This window comes from Pseudomonas sp. AS2.8 (assembly GCF_014190935.1).
Taxonomy (GTDB): Bacteria; Pseudomonadota; Gammaproteobacteria; order Pseudomonadales; family Pseudomonadaceae; genus Chryseomonas.
In genome coordinates this window covers 87,888-106,826 of sequence record NZ_JACHVV010000003.1, presented here as the reverse complement: position 1 = coordinate 106,826, position 18,939 = coordinate 87,888, and the positions used below count along the sequence as shown (strand labels likewise).

Annotated in this window: 16 protein-coding genes and 1 pseudogene; 10 read left to right on the top strand and 7 right to left on the bottom strand. The window is 66.4% G+C overall.

All coding sequences use genetic code 11. The features are described 5' to 3' along the window. Window positions 1–61: 61 nt before the first annotated feature. The 4 genes from FHR73_RS12885 to FHR73_RS12870 are packed head-to-tail and all read left to right on the top strand — an operon-like array spanning window position 62 to window position 4,389. Window positions 62–616, top strand: a complete 555-nt coding sequence (locus tag FHR73_RS12885) for a UPF0149 family protein (protein WP_183631730.1) — start codon at window positions 62–64, stop codon at window positions 614–616. A gap of 6 nt (window positions 617–622) precedes the next feature. Continuing rightward, complete coding sequence (pepP, locus tag FHR73_RS12880; RefSeq protein ID WP_183631728.1) at window positions 623–1,972, top strand: Xaa-Pro aminopeptidase; 1,350 nt, start codon at window positions 623–625, stop codon at window positions 1,970–1,972. Further along, a complete protein-coding gene (ubiH, locus tag FHR73_RS12875; protein ID WP_183631726.1) occupies window positions 1,959–3,140 on the top strand; it encodes a 2-octaprenyl-6-methoxyphenyl hydroxylase in 1,182 nt (393 codons plus the stop codon). Before pepP ends, ubiH begins: the two co-directional genes overlap by 14 nt. Before the next feature lie 19 nt (window positions 3,141–3,159). Continuing rightward, window positions 3,160–4,389 (top strand): 2-octaprenyl-3-methyl-6-methoxy-1,4-benzoquinol hydroxylase, encoded by a 1,230-nt coding sequence (locus FHR73_RS12870; protein ID WP_183631724.1) that lies wholly within the window; start codon window positions 3,160–3,162, stop codon window positions 4,387–4,389. 5 nt (window positions 4,390–4,394) lie between these two features. On the opposite strand, the gene cysQ is transcribed toward FHR73_RS12870, so the two are convergent. Together cysQ and nudE are read right to left on the bottom strand one after the other, a co-directional pair. Beyond that, entirely contained in the window at window positions 4,395–5,237 is an 843-nt protein-coding gene (gene cysQ / locus FHR73_RS12865) for a 3'(2'),5'-bisphosphate nucleotidase CysQ (RefSeq protein ID WP_183631722.1), read from the bottom strand. Further along, on the bottom strand, window positions 5,234–5,800 hold the full coding sequence (gene nudE / locus FHR73_RS12860; RefSeq protein WP_183631719.1) for an ADP compounds hydrolase NudE: 567 nt from the start codon (window positions 5,798–5,800) through the stop codon (window positions 5,234–5,236). The genes cysQ and nudE overlap by 4 nt, the downstream gene beginning before the upstream one ends. A 63-nt stretch (window positions 5,801–5,863) precedes the next feature. On the opposite strand from nudE, the gene yrfG reads away from it, so the two are divergent. The 4 genes from yrfG (at window position 5,864) to FHR73_RS12840 (ending at window position 10,745) form a co-directional block, all read left to right on the top strand. After that, on the top strand, window positions 5,864–6,523 hold the full coding sequence (gene yrfG / locus FHR73_RS12855; protein WP_007161327.1) for a GMP/IMP nucleotidase: 660 nt from the start codon (window positions 5,864–5,866) through the stop codon (window positions 6,521–6,523). A gap of 77 nt (window positions 6,524–6,600) precedes the next feature. Then, complete coding sequence (locus FHR73_RS12850; protein ID WP_183631717.1) at window positions 6,601–7,494, top strand: LysR family transcriptional regulator; 894 nt, start codon at window positions 6,601–6,603, stop codon at window positions 7,492–7,494. Window positions 7,495–7,588: 94 nt separating this feature from the next. Further along, window positions 7,589–8,404: a formate dehydrogenase accessory sulfurtransferase FdhD gene (gene fdhD, locus FHR73_RS12845; protein ID WP_183631715.1), complete on the top strand. Its 816-nt coding sequence runs from the start codon at window positions 7,589–7,591 to the stop codon at window positions 8,402–8,404. Window positions 8,405–8,420: 16 nt separating this feature from the next. Next, window positions 8,421–10,745, top strand: coding sequence for an FdhF/YdeP family oxidoreductase (locus tag FHR73_RS12840; RefSeq protein WP_183631713.1), 2,325 nt, complete (start codon window positions 8,421–8,423; stop codon window positions 10,743–10,745). A 57-nt stretch (window positions 10,746–10,802) separates the two neighbouring features. On the opposite strand, the gene FHR73_RS12835 is transcribed toward FHR73_RS12840, so the two are convergent. The 3 genes from FHR73_RS12835 to FHR73_RS12825 are packed head-to-tail and all read right to left on the bottom strand — an operon-like array spanning window position 10,803 to window position 14,011. Next, window positions 10,803–11,204 carry a phosphate ABC transporter substrate-binding protein gene (locus FHR73_RS12835; RefSeq protein WP_183631711.1) on the bottom strand — a complete coding sequence of 134 codons (402 nt, stop codon included), beginning with the start codon at window positions 11,202–11,204 and terminating at the stop codon, window positions 10,803–10,805. An 11-nt stretch (window positions 11,205–11,215) separates the two neighbouring features. Further along, the gene (locus FHR73_RS12830; RefSeq protein ID WP_183631709.1) at window positions 11,216–12,337 is read right to left on the bottom strand and encodes a hypothetical protein; all 1,122 of its coding nucleotides are present in this window, start codon (window positions 12,335–12,337) and stop codon (window positions 11,216–11,218) included. Window positions 12,338–12,388: 51 nt separating this feature from the next. Further along, complete coding sequence (locus FHR73_RS12825; RefSeq protein WP_183631707.1) at window positions 12,389–14,011, bottom strand: methyl-accepting chemotaxis protein; 1,623 nt, start codon at window positions 14,009–14,011, stop codon at window positions 12,389–12,391. Between the two features lie 268 nt (window positions 14,012–14,279). Between FHR73_RS12825 and FHR73_RS12820 the strand changes: the two genes are divergently transcribed. Beyond that, the gene (locus FHR73_RS12820) at window positions 14,280–14,846 is read left to right on the top strand and encodes a nucleotidyltransferase family protein (RefSeq protein WP_183631705.1); all 567 of its coding nucleotides are present in this window, start codon (window positions 14,280–14,282) and stop codon (window positions 14,844–14,846) included. 491 nt (window positions 14,847–15,337) lie between these two features. Here the strand turns inward: FHR73_RS12820 and FHR73_RS22820 are convergent, their stop codons facing one another. After that, window positions 15,338–16,051, bottom strand: coding sequence for a methyl-accepting chemotaxis protein (locus tag FHR73_RS22820; RefSeq protein WP_409258685.1), 714 nt, complete (start codon window positions 16,049–16,051; stop codon window positions 15,338–15,340). A 144-nt stretch (window positions 16,052–16,195) separates the two neighbouring features. Next, a pseudogene (locus FHR73_RS22815) lies at window positions 16,196–17,212 on the bottom strand (methyl-accepting chemotaxis protein); the annotation flags it as partial. 501 nt (window positions 17,213–17,713) lie between these two features. Between FHR73_RS22815 and FHR73_RS12810 the strand changes: the two are divergent. Continuing rightward, window positions 17,714–18,703 (top strand): LLM class oxidoreductase, encoded by a 990-nt coding sequence (locus FHR73_RS12810; protein WP_183631696.1) that lies wholly within the window; start codon window positions 17,714–17,716, stop codon window positions 18,701–18,703. Window positions 18,704–18,939: the final 236 nt, after the last annotated feature.

Genomic DNA, 18,939 nt, shown 5'->3' with positions numbered 1-18,939 from the left:
CGCCGGCGGGGTCAGCGCGTAGGATAAGGCTTCATTCTAGCCAGCGCCTCCCCTCGACGCCATGTCCAGCTCAGCATCCGCCTACGCCGCCTTCTCAACCCTGCTCGCCGAGGCCGCGCTGCCGGTCTCGCCCGCCGAACTCCACGGTCACCTGCTCGGGCGGGTCTGCGGGGGCGCGGGTTTCGACGAGAACGACTGGCTGGCCGCGGCCAGCGAGCTGCTCGGGGGCGCGCCCGGCGAGCGGCTGCAGGCGGCGCTGTCGGGTCTGCTGGGCATGGTGCAGCAGGAATTCGCCGGCCAGCAGGTAGCCCTGGTGCTGATGCTGCCGCCGGACGAGGTGCCGCTCGCCGAGCGCACCGCGGCCCTGGGCCAATGGTGCCAGGGCTTCCTGGCCGGTTTCGGCCTCTCCGGGCGCACCGGCGAGGTCTCCGGCGAGGCGCGCGAGGTGCTCGAGGACCTGGCGGCCATCGCCCAGATCCAGGAGCCCGCCGAGGAAGGCGAAGAGGGCGAGAACGACTTCATGGAAGTCACCGAATACCTGCGTGTCGCCCCGCTGCTGCTCTATGGCGAATATGGCCGCGGTCCCATTCCCGAACCCGCGCCCGTGGTGCACTGAGCGGCCATGCCGCGGATCCACAAGGCCGAATTCGCCCGTCGCCGCCGCGCCCTGATGGCCGAGATCGGCCACGGCGGCATCGCCCTGCTGCCCGCCGCGCCGGTGTGCCTGCGCAATCGCGATATCGAACAACCCTATCGCCAGGACAGCGACTTCCAGTACCTCACCGGCTTTCCAGAACCCGAGGCCCTGGCCGTGCTGATTCCCGGCCGGGCCCACGGTGAATACCTGCTGTTCTGCCGCGAGCGGGATGCGGAGCTGGAGCGCTGGGAAGGCCGGCGCGCCGGTCAGGAAGGGGCCCTGGCCGACTATGGCGCCGACGATGCCTTTCCCATCGGCGATCTGGACGACATCCTGCCCGGGCTGCTGGAAGGGCGCGAGCGGGTCTACTACGCCATGGGCGCCCACCCGGAATTCGAGCGGCAGTTGCTCAACTGGATCGAACTGATCCGCGCCAAGGCCGACCAGGGCGCCTCGCCGCCGCGGGAGCTGCTGGCGCTGGATACCCTGTTGCACGACAGCCGGCTGTACAAGTCGGCCGCCGAGGTGCGTCTGCTCAAGGCCGCCGCCGAATTGACCTGCGCCGCCCACCTGCGCGCCATCCAGGCCTGCCGACCGGGGCTGCGCGAGTATCACCTGGAGGCGGAGCTGGACTATTGCTTCCGCCAGGGCGGTGCCCGCCTGGCGGCCTATGGCTCGATCGTCGCTGCCGGGGCCAATGCCTGCGTCATGCACTACCAGGCCAACGATGCGCCCCTGCGCGACGGCGACCTGGTGCTGATCGATGCCGGGTGCGAGCTGGAATGCTATGCCAGCGACGTGACCCGTACCTTTCCGGTCAATGGCCGCTTCTCGCCGGAGCAGCGGCAGCTGTACGACATCGTGCTGGCCGCCAACCAGGCCGCCATCGCCTGCGTCGCGCCCGGCCGGCACTGGAACGAACCCCACGAAGCCACGGTCAGGGTGATCACCGAGGGGCTGTTGGCCCTGGGCCTGCTCCAGGGCGAACTGGACGACCTGATCGAGGCGGGTGCCTGTCGGCAGTTCTACATGCACCGCGCCGGTCACTGGCTGGGGCTGGACGTCCATGACGTCGGCGAATACCGCATCGGCGATCAGTGGCGGATGCTGGAACCGGGCATGGTGCTGACCGTGGAGCCCGGACTGTACATCCCGGTGGAGGCCGAGGTGCCGCGCAAATGGCGCGGTCTGGGCATCCGCATCGAAGACGAGGTGCTGGTGACGCGCAGTGGTTGCGAGGTGCTGACCGCCGGCCTGCCCAAGGCGGCCGCGGAGATCGAAGGCTTGATGGCGGCCGCGCGCGACCGCCGGGAGAACGCTCATGCAACGTCCTGATATCGCCATCATCGGTGGCGGCTTGGTGGGTGCCAGTCTGGCCCTGGCCCTGCAGGCCGGCGCCAAGGCGCGCGGCTGGCGCATCCTGCTGGTGGAGCCCTTCGCTCCCGGCGACACCTATCAGCCCAGCTACGATGCCCGCTCTTCGGCGCTCTCCTATGGCTCGCGGCTGATCTACCAGCGCCTCGGCGTCTGGGACGCCCTGGCCGAGCATGCCGAGGCGATCCGCGAGATCCAGGTCTCCGACCAGGGCCGCTTCGGCGTGACCCAACTGCTCGCCCGCGACGAGAATCTGCCGGCGCTGGGCTATGTGGTGGAGAACGCCTGGATCGGCCAGGTGCTCTGGCAGGCGCTGGATCGCGAGGTGGTGGATTGGCGCTGCCCGGCCGAGGTGCGCACGCTCACCCCCATCCCCGACGGCTATCGCCTGGAGCTGGACGACGGCGCGACCCTGGAGTGCGGCCTGGCGGTGCTGGCCGACGGCGGGCGCTCGGCGCTGCGCGAGTCCCTGGGTATCGAGGTGCGGCGGACGGTCTACGAGCAGACCGCGCTGATCGCCAACGTCTCGACCAACCTCGGGCATGGCGGTCGCGCCTTCGAGCGCTTCACCCCCCACGGCCCCCTGGCGCTGCTGCCCCTGCCGGGCCAGCGCAGCGCCCTGGTCTGGACCCAGCCGGACGGCGAGGCCCTGCGACTGCAACAGGCGCCCGCTGCCATCTTTCTCGCCGAATTGCAGCAGGCGGTGGGCTATCGCCTGGGCAGCTTCACCCAGGTCGGTACCCGCCATGCCTATCCGCTGACCCTGCTGGAAGCCAACGAGCAGGTCCGCCCGCACCTGGTGGTGCTGGGCAACGCCGCCCACAGCCTGCACCCCATCGCCGGCCAGGGCTTCAACCTGTCCCTGCGCGACGTCGACAGCCTGGCCGAGTGCCTGCTGGAAAGCGCCGCGGTGCCCGGCGATTTCGCCACCCTGCAGGACTACCTGCAGCGCCAGCGCCTGGACCAGCAGCTGACCATCGGCTTTTCCGATCGCATCACCCGGCTGTTTTCCAACAGCCGGCCCTGGCTCAGTGCCGGACGCAACCTGGGCCTGGTCGGCCTGGAGCTGTGCCCGCCGGCCAAGAGTGCCTTCGCCCGCCAGGCCATGGGCCTGGGTACCCGTCCCTGACCTGCGAGGAGAAACGAGCATGCTGACCCATGCGGATCTGGTGATCGTCGGTGCCGGCATGGTCGGCAGCGCCCTGGCCCTGGCCCTGGCCGACAGCGGCCTGTCGGTGGTGCTGCTCGACCGCGGCCCGCTCACCCCCGGCGCGGTCGAAAGCGACCTGCCCTTCGAACCCCGGGTCAGCGCCCTGTCGCTGGCCAGTCAGCGCATCCTGCAGCGCCTCGGCGCCTGGGACGGCATCCTGGCGCGGCGTGTCAGCCCCTACCAGGCGATGCACGTCTGGGACGGCTCCGGCACCGGCGCCGTGCATTTCGATGCCGCCAGCGTGCATGCCGAGGTGCTCGGCCACATCGTCGAGAATCGTGTGGTGCAGGACGCCCTGCTCGAACGCCTGGCCGAGGCCAACGTCCTGCTGCTGCCCGAGGCGCGCCTGGAATTGCTGCGCCGCTCAGGCGATCAGTGGCTGGTGCAACTGGCCGGCGACCGCCAGATCCGCGCCCCGCTGGTAGTGGCCGCCGATGGCGCCACCTCCGCCGTGCGCCGCCTGGCCGGGCTGGAAACCCGCGAGTGGGACTATCTGCACCATGCCATCGTCACCAGCGTGCGCTGCGCCGAATCGCACCAGCGCACCGCCTGGCAGAGATTCACCGACGACGGCCCGCTGGCCTTCCTGCCACTGGACCGCGGTGGCGATACCCGCTGGTGCTCCATCGTCTGGTCCTGCACGCCCAAGCAGGGCGAGCGGCTGATGGCCATGGACGACGCCGCCTTCTGCCAGGCCCTGGGCGAGGCCTTCGAGCAGCGCCTGGGCAAGGTGGAATGCAGCGACACACGGCTGTGCATCCCGCTGCGCCAGCGCCATGCCAAGCGCTATGTGGAACCCGGTCTGGCCCTGATCGGCGATGCCGCCCACGTCATCCACCCGCTGGCTGGCCAGGGCGTCAACCTGGGCTTTCTCGATGCCGCGGTGCTGGCCGAGGAACTGCGCCATGCCCAGGCGCGCGGCGAATCCATCGCCGAACAGCGGGTACTGGAACGCTACGAGCGCCGCCGCATGCCGCACAACCTGGCGATGATGGCGGCGATGGAAGGCTTCCAGCGGCTGTTCCAGGACGACCGCCTGCCGCTGCGCTGGCTGCGCAACGCCGCGCTCAAGCAGGTTGATCGCCATTTCGAAGCCAAGGCGCTGTTCGTCCGCCGCGCCCTGGGCCTGTCCGGCGATGTGCCGGAACTGGCCAAGGTGGTGGCCTGACGGCCTCAGGCGTCGTTCAACGACCCGGCCAGCTCCAGCACCCGCTGCCGCCAGGCAGCCTCGCGGGGCAGGGCGAGGAAGTGCGGATTGAGAAAGGACTCGCGCATCTCGTAGGTGAGGGGCTGGCCGTCAAGGGTCAGGACCTCGCCGCCGGCGCCTTCCAGCACGCCCTGGGCAGCGGCGGTATCCCACTGGGAGGTGGGGGCGAGCCGGGGATAGAAGTCGGCCAGGCCTTCGGCCAGGAGGCAGAACTTGAGCGAGCTGCCGACGCTGACCAGCTTGGGTTCGCCCAAGGTGGTGCCCAGTTCTTCCAGCAGGCGCTGCTGCGCCGGGCTGCCGTGGCGGCGGCTGGCGACCACGGTGAAGGCCTCTTCCGGTTGGGTGCGCACGCCGATCTCGAGGCCGTCTTCGCCCTGGATGCGGAAGGCGCCCAGTTCGCGGCCGCCGCTGAAGCAGACGTCACGGGTGGGGATGCCGACCACGCCGAAGATCACCTGGCCGCGTTCGACCAGGGCCACGTTGACGGTGAACTCCTCGCTGCCGTCGATGAATTCCTTGGTGCCGTCCAGGGGATCGACCACCCACCAGACGTCCCAGGCGCTGCGCGCCGCGTAGGGAATGTCACAGGCTTCTTCCGACAGCACCGGCACGTCCGGGGTCAGCCGCGCCAGGCCGTCGGCCAGCACCCGGTGGGCGGCGAGGTCGGCGGCGGTCACCGGCGAGTCGTCGCTCTTCTGGCGCACCGCCACGCCCTGGCGCCAATGGGGCAGGATGGCCGCGCCGGCCTGGCGCACCAGGTCGATGACGTTGAGCACCAGCGGAGCGGTAATGGAAACGGGCGCCATCATGCCGGCAGTTCTCCGCGTTGGGTGAGCAGGTCGCGCACCAGGTAGAGGGCGGCCAGGGCGCGGCCTTCGGAAAAGCGCGGATTCTGCACCAGCTGCGACAGTTCGCGCAGGTCGACGCTGCTGACTTCGAGGGGCTCGGGTTCATCGCCCGGCAGTTGCTCGGGATAGAGGTCGCGGGCCAGCACCACGTGGATGCGCTGGCTCATGTAGCCCGGGCTCAGCGACAGCGCGGTGAGGTATTCCAGCTGGTGGGCGCCGAAACCCGCCTCTTCCTTGAGTTCGCGATTGGCGGCGTCGAGGATCTCCTCGCCCGGTTCCACCAGGCCCTTGGGCAGCGACAGTTCGTAGTCTTCCACGCCGCCGCAGTATTCCTCGATGAGCAGGGCGCGGGTGGCGTCCTGCAGGGCCACCACCATCACCGCACCATGACCGGTGCCCTTGTTGGCCAGGCGCTCATAGGTGCGCTCCTCGCCGTTGGCGAAGCGCAACTGCATCTCCTCGACGGTGAACAGACGGCTCTTGGCCACGATCTGTCGGGCGAGAACAGTGGGTTTCTGGCGCATGGACGGCTCCTGGGCTGGGCGGACGGGTATGATAACCCGCCTGTTACATGATCCGGAGTCACCATGACCCCTCTCGACTGGAGCCGTATCGATACCGTGTTGCTGGACATGGACGGCACCCTGCTCGATCTGCATTTCGACAACCATTTCTGGCTGGAGTACCTGCCGCAGCGCTATGCCGAGCGCCACGGCCAGTCCCTGGCGCTGGCCAAGGCCGAGCTGGAGCCGTTGTTCCTCAGTCACCAGGGCAAGCTGACCTGGTACTGCCTGGACTTCTGGAGCGCCGAGCTGGGCTTTTCCATGCGCGAACTCAAGGAAGAGATCGCCCACCTGATCGCCCTGCGTCCGGACGCCGACACCTTCCTGGCCGCCCTGCAGCGCGCCGGCAAGCGGGTGGCGCTGATCACCAACGCGCACCGCGATTCCCTGTCGCTGAAGCTGGAGCGCATCGAGCTGGCGCCCTATTTCGACCGGTTGATCAGCTCCCACGACTATGGCTTCCCCAAGGAAGAGCAGCAGTTCTGGCACGCCCTGCAGGCCGACTTCGCCTTCGATCCGGCGCGCACCCTGTTCATCGACGACAACCTGCCGATCCTGCGCAGCGCCCGCGACTATGGCGTCGCTCACCTCTTAGCGATCCATGAGCCGGACAGCCGGCGCGGACCCAAGGACAGCGAGGAGTTCGAGGCGGTGCGGGACTATCGGGAGTTGTTGCCGCAGTGAGGACTGCCGCGGTCCTGGCTACCCTCACCCCGGCTCTCTCCCCGGGGGAGAAGGGGCAGAGCGCCCGGAGGTAATCAGTGGATATCAAGCAACTGCGCTTTCTCATCGCCCTGGACGAGACGCGTCACTTCGGTCAGGCCGCGGCGCGCTGTCACGTCACCCAGCCGACCCTGTCCATGCGCCTGCGTGGCCTGGAAGACGAGCTGGGGGTGGAGCTGGTGCGTCGCGGGCAGCGCTTCGAGGGCTTCACCGAGGCCGGTCAGCGCATCCTCGCCTGGGCGCGTACCCTGATGGCCGCCCACGACGGTCTCTATGCCGAGGCCCAGGCCTTCCAGGGGCAACTGGTGGGCACCCTGCGGGTCGGCCTGGTGCCGCTGGCCAGCTTCGATCCCATGCCGCTGCTGCAGCACCTGCGCCTGCTGCACCCCAAGCTGCATTTCCAGCTGCAGGTGCTGAGCACCGAGCGCATCCTCGAAGCCGTGGCCAGCAATCGCCTGGAGCTGGGCATCTCCTACCTGGAGCACCTGGATCCGGCGCGCTTCGACAGTCTGACCCTGACCGAGACGCGCATGGGCCTGCTCTATGACGAGCGGCATTTCAGCTTCGACCAGGCCGCGCTGGACTGGCAGGCGGTGGCCGGATTGCCGCTCGGCCTGCTGACCGGCGCCATGCATTTCCGCCAGTCGGTGGACCACGGCTTTCGCAGCCTGGGGCTGACGCCGCAGCCGGTGCTGGAGACCGATGCGGTCTACCTGCTCTTGCAGGCGGTCAATGCCGGTCTCTGCTGCGCCGTGGTGCCCCTGGCCGGCGGTTTCGATCGTCTCACCCCTCATGCGCGGCTGATCCCCATCGACACGGCCCGTACCCTGACCCCCCTGGGCCTGCTCATTCGTCGGACCGAACCCCGACTGGCGGTCGCCGATGCCTGTTTCCAGGCGGTCAAGGCGCTCTACGCTGGGAGTGATAGATAGCGTTTATCAAGGCATCGGTCATAGCGATTAGACGCCCCGGGATGTGCTGGTTAATCTTTGATCTGTGTCAAACCGCCGCAGGTCGTTTTTGCCCATGTCCCAGGAATCGCCAGACCTCGTTGCCGCGTCCCCCGCCGGCTATGCCTTCGCCGAGCTGGAGCAGCCTGCCGTAGGGGGTGAACAGCTGCTGGCCGAGGAGGTAGCGCTGGCCATCGCCTACAACGGCATCAGCCATGCGGTGATGATGGCGACTCCGGCCGACGTGGAAGACTACGTGGTCGGTTTCAGCCTCAGCGCCGGCATCGTCGATGCCATCGACGACATCTATGGCATCCAGGTGCGGCGCGTGGGCGAGGCCCTCAATGTCGACGTCGAGATCAGCAGCCGTACCTTCTGGGCGCTCAAGCAGCAGCGTCGCCAGCTGGCCGGGACCAGCGGCTGCGGCCTGTGCGGGGTCGAGGCCCTGGAACAGGCGCTGCCGCAGCTGGATCGCCTGCGCAAGGTGCCGCTGCCGCCGGCCGCTCACCTGCACGACCTGCGCCAGCGCATCGATGCCGCCCAGGACCTGGGCCAGCGCAGCGGCGCGGTGCATGCCGCGCTGTTCATCAATGGCCAGGGCGAACTGACCCTGTGCCGCGAGGACATCGGCCGCCACAACGCGCTGGACAAGCTGATCGGCGCCCTGTTGCGCCAGCGCCAGCCGGTGCGCGAGGGCTGCGTGGTGGTCACCAGTCGCTGCAGCCTCGAACTCATCCACAAGGCGGTGCGGGCCGGACTCGCCACCCTCATCACCCTGTCGGCCCCCACCGGGCTGGCGGTGGAGTGGGCGCGTCGCCATCGTCTCAATCTGATCCATCTGCCACACCGGTCGCCTCCGCGGGTCTATGCCCCGGCGCCGGTGGCCCCTTGATCCCACGGGAATCGCCATGAACAAACCTCAGCAGTCCTTCAAACCCTATCAAGGCCCCGCCGCCGGCTGGGGCGCCCTGAAGAGCGTGGTGCACTTCTGGCTCGACAGCGGCAACGCCTTCAAGAATCTGCGCACGCTGCTCAAGACCAACCAGGACCATGGCTTCGACTGCCCCGGCTGTGCCTGGGGCGAGGCCCCGGAAAACGGCCTGGTGAAGTTCTGCGAGAACGGCGCCAAGGCGGTCAACTGGGAGGCCACCAAGCGCCGCGTCGATGCCGCCTTCTTCGCCCGCCACAGCGTGACCTCGCTGCTGGAGCAGAGCGACTACTGGCTCGAATACCAGGGCCGGCTGACCGAGCCGCTGCGCTATGACGCGGCCACCGATCGCTATGTGCCCATCGCCTGGGACGCCGCCTTCGCGTTGATCGCCAAGGAGCTCAAGGCCCTGGCCAGCCCCGACGAAGCCGAGTTCTACACCTCGGGGCGCGCCAGCAACGAGGCGGCCTTCCTCTATCAGCTGTTCGTCCGCGCCTACGGCACCAACAACTTCCCCGACTGCTCGAACATGTGCCACGAGGCCAGTGGCGTCGGCCTGGGCCGCAGCATCGGCGTCGGCAAGGGCACCGTGACCTATCACGACCTGGACGAGGCGGACGCCATCTTCGTGATCGGCCAGAATCCGGGCACCAACCATCCGCGCATGATCGAGACCCTGCGCAACGCGGTGAAGCGCGGTGCTCAGGTGGTCTGCTTCAACCCGCTCAAGGAGCGCGGCCTGGAGCGCTTCCAGCATCCGCAGAATCCGCTGGAGATGCTGACCAACGACTCGCGGCCGACCAACACCGCCTACTTCCGCCCGGCCCTGGGTGGCGACATGGCGGCGCTGCGCGGCATCGCCAAGTACCTGCTGCAGTGGGAGCGCGAAGCCGCCGCCAAGGGTGGCAAGCGCGTCTTCGACCATGACTTCATCGCTGCCCATACCCTCGGCATGGACGACTACCTGGCCCAGGTCGACGCCACTTCCTGGGAGCTGATCGAGCGCCAGTCGGGGCTGTCGCTGCACGAGATCGAGCAGGCCGCGCGCATGTATGCCCGCGCCGAGAAGGTCATCATCTGCTGGGCCATGGGCATCACCCAGCATCGCCACTCGGTGGCCACGGTGCAGGAGATCGCCAACCTGCAGCTGCTCTGCGGCCACATCGGCCGACCCGGCGCCGGTCTCTGCCCGGTGCGCGGCCACAGCAACGTCCAGGGCGACCGCACCATGGGCATCGACGAGAAGGCCCCGGCCTGGCTCAGCGACGCCCTGGCCAAGCGCTTCGCCTTCGAGCCGCCGCGCCAGCGCGGGCACAACACCGTGGAGGCCATCGCCGCCATGGAGCAGGGCCAGGCCAAGGTCTTCATCGCCCTGGGCGGCAACTTCGCCCAGGCCACCCCGGATACCCCGCGCACCCACAAGGCGCTGCGCAAGTGCCGGCTGACCGTGCACATCGCCACCAAGCTCAACCGCAGCCATCTGGTGACCGGCCAGCAGGCGCTGATCCTGCCGTGCCTGGGTCGCACCGAGACGGACGTACAGAAGGGCGGCAAGCAGGCCATCACCGTGGAAGACAGCTTCAGCATGGTGCACGCCTCGGCCGGCATCCTGCGGCCGCTGTCGTCGCAGATGAAGTCCGAGCCGGCTATCGTCGCCGGGCTGGCCAAGGCCACCCTGGGCAACCACCCGGTGGACTGGGACTGGCTGATCGAGGACTACGACCGCATCCGCGATCTGATTGCCGACGTCATCCCCGGCTTCCAGGACTTCAATGCCCGGCTGGCCGCACCCGGTGGCTTCTACCTGGGCAACAAGGCCGGGCGCCGGGAGTGGAACACCCCCACCGGCAAGGCCAACTTCGCCGCCAATGCCCTGCTGCATGACCTGCTGCCGGACGCGGTCCGCCGCCAGGGCATCAAGCCCGACCTGATCCTGCAGACGATGAGATCCCACGACCAGTACAACACCACCATCTACAGCCTCGACGACCGCTATCGCGGCGTGAAGGGCCAGCGCGACGTGGTCTTCGTCAACCAGGCCGATCTGGATCGCCTGGGCGTGGCCGCCGGCGAGAAGGTGGATCTGGTCGCCCTGTGGGACGACGGTATCGAGCGCCGAGTCCGCGGCTTCACCGCCTTGCCATTCGACATCCCGGTCGGCCAGGCCGCCGGCTACTATCCGGAGACCAATCCGCTGGTGCCCCTGGAGAGCTACGGCGAGGGCAGCTTCACGCCCACCTCCAAGTTCGTCGCCATCAAGGTCGAGAAAGCCAGCGCCGGCAACCGCATCGCCTCGGTGGCCTGAGGCCGGTGTAGAAATGAAAAAAGCCGTCGCGAGACGGCTTTTTTCATGGTGCGGCCATCACTGCAGGGTGAAGAGGACCTTCACCTTGTCGGTGACCGCGGCCTTGTCCACGTAGCCGATGGCGTCGGCTTCGCCGGCCACCTGGGCGACCACGGCGGCGTCGCCGGCCACGCTGGGCAGCGGTTGGCCCTTGCCGGTGAACACCAGGCCCGACCAGTAGGACTTCAGTTGGGCTTCGTTCTTGTTGGCGACCTTGGCATAGAAGGTCTCCTTGGTGGCCGACCAGTCCTTCTGGTCGACGCCCTTTAGCGACTTGTCCTTGCCGAGGAAGATGTTGGCCACTTCATCCTGGCCGGGTGTCTTGGCAGCGGCCGGATTGACGATCACGGCGACTTCGGCGTGGACCAGGCTGGCGCTGAACAGCAGGGCGGCGCCGGTGAGCAGGCGGAGAGAACTCATGGGCGGATTCCTTAGAAGATGAAGTCGAGGCCGACGCTGATGATGTCGCCGTCGAAGTTGCGCGCCGGCGCGCCGAAGCGACCACCGCTGCGGTCGTAGACGGCATTGGCGATGCTCTCGTTGTCGGTCTTGACGAAGGTGCCGCTGTAGCCGCCGGTGGTGTCGACGCGCTTGTATTCGCTCTTGAGCACCAGGCTGGGGGTGATGTTGTAGTTCAGGCCGTAGGTCCAGGAGCTCTGGCGACCGGCGCGTTCCTCGTCTAGCTGGGCATAGGTCACGTGGGCCAGGAAGTCACCGAAGCGGCGCCCGGCCATCAGGTAGAAGGCGTTGCTGCTGCCCTGGTTGTCACCCTCGATGACGCGGCGGGTCCATTCGTTGCTGGTCAGCCAGGTGCCGTTGTCGTACTGGTAGCCGAGCGAGGTGAACTTGCCCTTCTGATCGTCCAAGGTCAGCAGCGGATAGTGCAGGTCGATGCTGGACTCGGTGTAGGCCAGGCGCACGGTGCCGTACTCGTTGGTCGCCAGGCTGACGTTGGCGGCAGCGATGCGCTTGTAGTCGATGTCGTAGAGGTCGTCGTTGACGAAGTAGTTGCGATTGACCGCCTGGCCTCCGCTCACCTGGAAGTTCAGGGTGCCGAAGGCGACCGGCAGACTCCAGAGGGCATCGGCGCCTTCGTAGTTGGAGACCTGCACCTGGCTGTAGACCTCGTCGGGCAGGCGCAGCCAGGGGTAGGTGATACCCACGTCCAGGGTCTCGGAATACATGAACACCGGCGTGCGCAGGCGGCCGGCGCGGAAGGTCAGGTTGTCGGTGGCGTGGAAGGCCAGGTAGGCCCATTCCAGGTTGGCCTTCCACTGGTCCTGCTCGGCCTTGGCGGTGACCTGCACGGTGGCATCCAGCTTGTCGGTCAGGCCGTACTGGAACTGGCCGCCCAGCTTGCTCAGCTGATCGCCGCGCCAGTGGTCGTTGGTCTGGCCATTGATGCCGAAGCTGCGGCCGTCGTCTTCGCCGCCCAGGTGGGTGATGCCGGCGGTGCCGAAGCCGTTGAAGCGATAGTCACCCTGATCGAGGGCGAGCGCGGATCCCGCGCAGGTGAGGGCCGCGCCGAAGGCGAGCAGACGTGCAAAAGCCATGGAAATGCTCCTAGAGGTTTCTCGGTATAGGGAAAGGCGGTAAAGGGATAGCTAGATGCGGAAGCGCGAGGTCGCCTGCCGGAGATCGGTGTCGACCACCACCAGCTGCTCGCCCATGCGGGCGGTTGCGGTGGTGCTGTCCGCGCTGGACTGGGTATCGCTCTGCAGGCGGCGGGTGTCGCTGCTGATCGAATCGGAAAGACTCAGCTGCTCGCCGGTGAGCAGGGCGATCTGAGCGTTGTAGTCGTTGATGCGTGCCACGGCCTGGGCGATGCCTTCGAGCATGGCGGTGGCGGCCTGGGAGCTGCTGGCGCTGACCTGCGCCTGGGTATGGCTGCCCTGCATGGCCTGCAGCACGCGCTGGGCGTTGCCCTGCAGGCGTTCGATGATCTGCTGGATCTCGGCGGTGGAGCGCGCGGTCTTCTGCGCCAGATTGCGCACCTCGTCGGCCACCACGGCAAAGCCGCGGCCCTGTTCACCGGCGCGCGCGGCCTCGATGGCGGCGTTGAGCGCCAGCAGATTGGTCTGCTCGGCAATGGACTTGATCACGTCCAGCACCAGCCCGACCTGGCGGGTTTCCTGTTCCAGCTGCTGCATGGACTCGGCCGACTGGCGCACGCTGTCGTCCAGTTCGCCCATGTTGCGCGACAGCTGGCCGATGCTGGTACGGGCGGCGGCGGACTGCTCGGCCGCGGCGGAGGCCTGGTCGGCGGCCTCGCGCGAGCGATCGGCCACCTCGTGCAGGTTGGTGTTCATGGTCTGGATGTCACGGCCGATGGACTCGGTGTGACCCTGCTGGGAACGGGCGTTGTTCTCTACCGTCTGGGTGAGTCTATACAGCTCGCCGGACACCTGGCCCAGCGGATGGGCGGCATCGACGATGGCCTTGATGGTGCCCTGCAGCTGATCGAGAAAGACGTTGAACAGCGCGGTCATCTGGCCGATCTCGTCCCGCGAGCCGACCTGCAGGCGGCGGGTGAGGTCACCGTCGCCCTCGGCGATGGCGCGCAGCGAGGTGATCACCTCACGCACGCTGCCGAGCACGCTGCGGATGGTCAGCACGGCGGCGCCGGCCAGGATCACCACCAGCAGCAGACTCAGCCAGATGCCGACCCGGGTGGTGTCGGCATTCTGGTCGCGGGCCTGGGCCAGGGTCTGCTGGAAGTCGGTATAGGCATGGCTGCGCAGGGTGGTGCCCAGTTGCTGGGCAGCGGCGAGATCCGTGGCCATGCGGTCCAGATTGGGCCGCAGGGAGTCGAAGGATCCGCTGCCCTTGATCAGCTGCTCGGAGGCGCCCAGGGCGTTGTCCGCATAGCGATGGATGCCCTGGCGCCAGCCGGAGATCTCGTCGTTGCGCGCCGAGGTCTGGCGGGTGAGGTCGGCCATTTCCTGCAGGCGGCTGTCGATGTCGTCGACCACCTTGCGCGCCTCGCCCAGGGTTTCCAGCTCACTGGCGGTCACCGCGCTGTTGAACAGGCCGGGCAAGCGGGAGAACTGGAAGAGTACGGCGTCGGCCTTTTCCAGCAGCGGATAGCTGTGGTTTTCCAGCTGGTCGAGGCGTTGATCGTTGCCGGCCAGCTGGGCGGAGGTATAGGCCACGTAGAGCAGCAGGCCCAGCAGAGCGGCCGCGGGCAGCAGCGACAGCTTGAGCGTCAGCGACAGGTTACGAAACATCCACACCTCGGAAAGCTTGGGCAGTAGCGAGCAGCGAGGTGCGGCGCCCTCTTTTCAGCGGGGGCTGCCAGTGGTCATGTCCTGACCGGTCACCACGTCCTGTTGGCCTCGCAAACGTAAATAAGCGAAGCCGTCACATTTTCGACATCTGCTGGTAAAACTTAAGAGAGCTAAAAGTTATTGCGATTATTGGCGATGGGCGTTGCGAAAGGCGGTGCAGGCGGTCATCTTCGGGATTTCAAGACTGACCAGTCCTGCCATGACCCCCATGTGTTCCCAGATCCGGTCCTGGTTGAAGGCCGATGCCGAGCGTCTGCGCCTGCTGCGCGTCCTCGCCGACCTGCACCTGCCCGACGCCTGGCTGGCTGCGGGCTTCGTGCGCAATCTGGTCTGGGATCGGCTGCATGGCCATGCCGAGTCGACGCCGCTGGCGGATCTGGATGTCATCTATTTCGACGCGACCGACTGCCGACCCGAGCGGGACAGGGAGATCGAAACGCTGCTGTTGGAGCGGGCGCCGGGTTGGCCCTGGTCGGTACGCAATCAAGCCGCCATGCACCTGCGCAATGACGATGTGCCCTATGGCGATAGCCTGGATGCCATGCGTTTTTGGGTCGAGGTAGAGTCTGCCCTGGCCGCGCGCCTGACCGCCGAAGGCGAACTCGAAGTGGTCAGTCCCTTCGCCCAGGAAGGGCTCTTTGCCCTGCATGTCACGCTTAATCCCTGGCGGCCCCGGCCCGCTGCCTTTCGCCAGCGGCTCGCGACCAAGGGCTGGCTCAGGCGCTGGCCGCGATTGCAGGTGCGGGCGGATCACCGGAACGATGACCAGGGTTGAGCAGCAGCGGCGCTGGGAAAGCGTTCGTTGCAGGTGCTCGGCAATACGCCATGCCTTGCCGCGGTAGTGACGTCGAGAGTCCTGTGCAGGCTCTATAGAGCGGTTCGGTGACAAACACCTGAATGTCAGATGGAGCGATCAGCTGAAGATAAGGGATATCGTTAAACCGATTAAAGGATGGCGGGGCGTGGCGCTCTTGTTTCACGTTATGACTGTTGAAGATTCTCTTCGTCCAAACGCTGATGAACTTCGGTCAGGATGAAGTATTCATTACTCCCATAACTTCGCAGTTGGTTATCCACCCGATAGCAGGACTTCTTTCGCTCTAGGCTTTTGCCTGGTCGAAGTTTCGCCGAAGTGCAGAGGGAAGGCATCCTGTGACGCCATGCCTGAATGAGCGCCCCGGGCATCGACGCCCGGGGGTTTCTGTCCACGACGAGGGCAGGCCAGGAGTTTCTGTCGTCGTCGGCGGAGCGAGAGCCGGACAGGCCTCAGACCTTGAAGCGCGCCGTCAGCTCTTGCAACTGCAGGCTCAGGTTGGCCAGTTCGGTGCTGGAGCCGGCGGTTTTCTCGGTGGCGGCGGCGGTCTGGTCGGCGACTTCGTGGACCTTGGCCACGCTGCGGCCGATGTTTTCACTGGCCGCGCTCTGCTGCTCGACCGCGGTGGCGATCTGCTCGTTCATGGCCTCGATCTCGCTCACCGCACTGCTGACGCTGCCCAGGACCACGCCCGCCTGGCGGGTCAGGTCGACGCTGTCACCGGTCAGCTGGATATTGCGGTCCAGGGCGGCGCTCATCTTGTCGGTGCTGCCGTGCAGCCGGGTGATGAGGCTGGCGATCTCGTCGGTGGAGGAGCGCGTACGCTGCGCCAGGCCGCGCACCTCGTCGGCGACCACGGCGAAGCCGCGTCCGGCCTCACCGGCGCGAGCGGCCTCGATGGCGGCGTTGAGCGCCAGCAGATTGGTCTGCTCGGCGACCGCCTTGATCACGTCCAGCACGCCGCCGATGCGGTCGGCATCCTGCCTGAGCAACTCCATGGTGGCCTGGGTGCTGTCCACTTCCTGGGCCAGGGTCTGGATCTGGGTGGCGACCTGATTGACCATCTCGTCGCCCTCGCGGGTCTTGAGGGTAGCCTCGCGGGCGGTCGTCGACGCCTGTTCGGCATTGCGCGCCACCTCATTGATGGTGGCGCTCATCTGCTGCATGGCGGTGGCGATCTGCTCGGTCTCCATCTTCTGCGCCGAGGCGCCAGCGCGTGTCTGCTCGGTGATGGCGGAGAGTTCTTCGGCGGCGCTGGCCACCTGGACGATGCCATCCTTCTGTTCGCGGATCAGATCGCTCAGATTGACGATCATGCGGTGCATGGCCGCCTGCAACTGGCCGAGCTCGTCCTTGCGATCCGTCAGGGTCTGGACAGTCAGATCACCGGCGGCAAGCTGCTCCACGGTCGCCAGGGTCTGGCGCAGCGGAGCCACGATGGAGCGGGTGATGATCCAGGCCGCGATCAGACTGAGCAGCACCGCCAGCAGCAGGCCGCCCAGGAGCATGAGCTTGGCGTCGCGAATGTCGCCGAGGCGGAACTGGTTCTGCACCTGCTTCATCTCATCGGCGGTCTTGAGCAGCGCCTGGATGCGCTGATAGAGACCCTGATCCGCGTCTTCATACTGCTTCTGGATACTGAACAGCTTTTGCACCTGACGCTGATAGTCGTCGTAGAGCCCTGGCAACTGCTGCAAGCTCGAGGTCGAGGTGTTGCTGGCTGGCAGGGCCTTGAGCACGTTGCCAACCCGGCTCAAGGAAGCCTGCAGGGCCTCCTGCTGCTGACCGGCAGGCTTGAGCACGTAGACGCGCAGATCGATTCGCAGCTTTTGCAGCGCCGCCAGCAGGGGCGGCAGCTGTAGACCGCCATCGTTGATCTCGCTGTCCAGTGCGGTGGAAGCCTCCTGCAGGCGCTTGTCCATGGTGTCGCCGGTATCACGGATACCTTGCACCGTGGTGGTGCGATCCTGGGTCACCTTCAGCGTCTGCTGATAGAGGTCACGATATTCCTTGAGGGTCTGCTCGGTACGCGCCAGCAGTGCCTGGCTCTGGGGGCGTCTGAACAGGGGGCGAGCTTCCTGCAGCTGCTGTTCTAGGGCATCGATGGCCAGCTTCCAGCGATTGGCCTGATCCGCTTCCGGCAGCAGAGCGAAGTCCGTACGGGCATTACGCATGTCACGGGTGAGCAGGCCGATCTGGGTGAACTGCTCGATGAGATTACCACGTCGTCCCAGGGCCTGGATGCCATCCCAGCCGGCATAGGCAATGGCCAGGGTCAGGATGATCAGGGCGGTAAAACCGTAAGACAGCTTCGTACGAACACTCATGTTGCTCATTTGCATGGGGCTATTCCCGATGTTCGGCGGAAAGTTCCGGGGTTTGAAGAGAGAAAAGATAGGCGTCGGATTCTAGCTGAGGGTAATACGGGAAATTCTTATATTTACAATATTTAAGTAATGGTAAGTCTATTTGTGGGGATATGAAGATTTCCAATTATTTGGCTGACTATTGACTTCTGCCCTTGATGACTATTGATTTTTCAAAGTGCGACTCGAAGTTGGAGTGAATAAGTGGTGTTATTTTTGATAGGCTACTTTTTTATTAGTCTTTCTTTACTTCTGGAGGCAAAGGTCGAATATCAAGCTCTGCAGGTTTGAACCCGCCGAGGAAGGCTGTCTGGAGGCGTCACCCCCTCACAGCTGGCAGGTGCAGCCTTCAATGGCAGGGATGAACCGTGTTTCGTTCCTATCGGTTGTCCGGCGAACCCTGGAAGGGCGCTAGACTCCATAGAAAGGTCATCCGCTTTCCCTCTCCGGCAAGGAATCCCCATGTCCACCACGGAGCGTCGCCGCGCCTTTCTGCAGCATCCGGGCTTTTCGCGACTGTTCGCGCCGGGTCGCCTGACCCTGGGCTTTCTGCTGCCGCTGGAAGGCTATCCCGACGATCCCATGCCGACCTTGCGCGACCACGCGCGCCTGGCGCGGCTGGCCGACCAGCTGGGCTTCGCGGCGCTCTGGGCGCGCGACGTGCCCTTCTACGACCCTGGCTTCAACGATGCCGGCCAGGTGTTCGAGCCCTTCACCTATCTGGGTTATCTGGCGGGCATCACCCAGCACCTGACGCTGGCCACCGGCAGCGCCGTCATCACCCTGCGCCATCCGCTGCACCTGGCGAAGATGGCGGCCTCGGTCGACCAGTTGAGCGATGGCCGGCTGGTGCTGGGCGTGGCGTCCGGCGATCGTCCGGTGGAGTACCCGGCCTTTGGTCTGGAGAGCGAATTCGAGCGGCGGGGCGAGCGCTTTCGCGATGCCTTCGAGATGTTTCGCCTGGCCGGCGAGACCCCTTTCCCGCTCGGGGCCTTTCGCCGCTTCGGCGATCTGCAGGGGCTGGCCGACCTGGTACCCAAACCGGTGCATGGTCGCATCCCGGCGCTGGTCACCGGGCGCAGTCGGCAGACGGTGGACTGGATCGCCGCCAAGGCCGATGGCTGGTTCTACTACTTCGTGCCCGCCGAACACGTCCCGGCCCTGACGCGGGTCTGGCGCGAGGCGCTGGACGAGATCGGGGGGCGCGAGTTGTTCAAGCCCTTCGCCCAGGGGCTGTTCTTCGAGCTGGCCAGCGATCCGGCCCAGCCGCCTCGGCCCATCCATGCAGGACTGTCCTGCGGGCGACGGGCGCTGGTGGACTACCTCTCGCAGTTGCAGGACGCAGGGGTCAATCACCTGGCCCTCAACCTGCGGCCCTCACGGCGTCCAGCCAGCGAAGTGGTCCAGGAGCTGGGCGAATTCGTATTGCCGCATTTTCCGTCCCTGGCCTGAAGCCCTCGCGTCGGTGTGAAGCCTGGTAACACTTGCCAGGCTAACGATCTGCCTTCGTCCCTTTCCGTCTGGCGAGCTCCCCGGTGGCAGGGGTTCAACCCGGTAGCAACCCTTGGCCTGATCTCTGCATAGCTCTCCGTTCTGTTACCCCGTTGCTGGTGCAACCGGATCGACGGTAGAACCTTGCAGGTTGCACCTAGTTGCACTTTTATTTCGGGCGGCGCTAAGCTGCGCCG

Bases quoted from the DNA above. Each gene is read 5' to 3' on its own strand.
- FHR73_RS12885 (WP_183631730.1), top strand. From the start codon at position 62: ATGTCCAGCTCAGCATCCGCCTACGCCGCCTTCTCAACCCTGCTCGCC.
- pepP (WP_183631728.1), top strand. From the start codon at position 623: ATGCCGCGGATCCACAAGGCCGAATTCGCCCGTCGCCGCCGCGCCCTG.
- ubiH (WP_183631726.1), top strand. From the start codon at position 1,959: ATGCAACGTCCTGATATCGCCATCATCGGTGGCGGCTTGGTGGGTGCC.
- FHR73_RS12870 (WP_183631724.1), top strand. From the start codon at position 3,160: ATGCTGACCCATGCGGATCTGGTGATCGTCGGTGCCGGCATGGTCGGC.
- cysQ (WP_183631722.1), bottom strand. From the start codon at position 5,237: ATGATGGCGCCCGTTTCCATTACCGCTCCGCTGGTGCTCAACGTCATC.
- nudE (WP_183631719.1), bottom strand. From the start codon at position 5,800: ATGCGCCAGAAACCCACTGTTCTCGCCCGACAGATCGTGGCCAAGAGC.
- yrfG (WP_007161327.1), top strand. From the start codon at position 5,864: ATGACCCCTCTCGACTGGAGCCGTATCGATACCGTGTTGCTGGACATG.
- fdhD (WP_183631715.1), top strand. From the start codon at position 7,589: ATGTCCCAGGAATCGCCAGACCTCGTTGCCGCGTCCCCCGCCGGCTAT.
- FHR73_RS12840 (WP_183631713.1), top strand. From the start codon at position 8,421: ATGAACAAACCTCAGCAGTCCTTCAAACCCTATCAAGGCCCCGCCGCC.
- FHR73_RS12835 (WP_183631711.1), bottom strand. From the start codon at position 11,204: ATGAGTTCTCTCCGCCTGCTCACCGGCGCCGCCCTGCTGTTCAGCGCC.
- FHR73_RS12830 (WP_183631709.1), bottom strand. From the start codon at position 12,337: ATGGCTTTTGCACGTCTGCTCGCCTTCGGCGCGGCCCTCACCTGCGCG.
- FHR73_RS12825 (WP_183631707.1), bottom strand. From the start codon at position 14,011: ATGTTTCGTAACCTGTCGCTGACGCTCAAGCTGTCGCTGCTGCCCGCG.
- FHR73_RS12820 (WP_183631705.1), top strand. From the start codon at position 14,280: ATGTGTTCCCAGATCCGGTCCTGGTTGAAGGCCGATGCCGAGCGTCTG.
- FHR73_RS22820 (WP_409258685.1), bottom strand. From the start codon at position 16,051: ATGCAGCAGATGAGCGCCACCATCAATGAGGTGGCGCGCAATGCCGAA.
- FHR73_RS12810 (WP_183631696.1), top strand. From the start codon at position 17,714: ATGTCCACCACGGAGCGTCGCCGCGCCTTTCTGCAGCATCCGGGCTTT.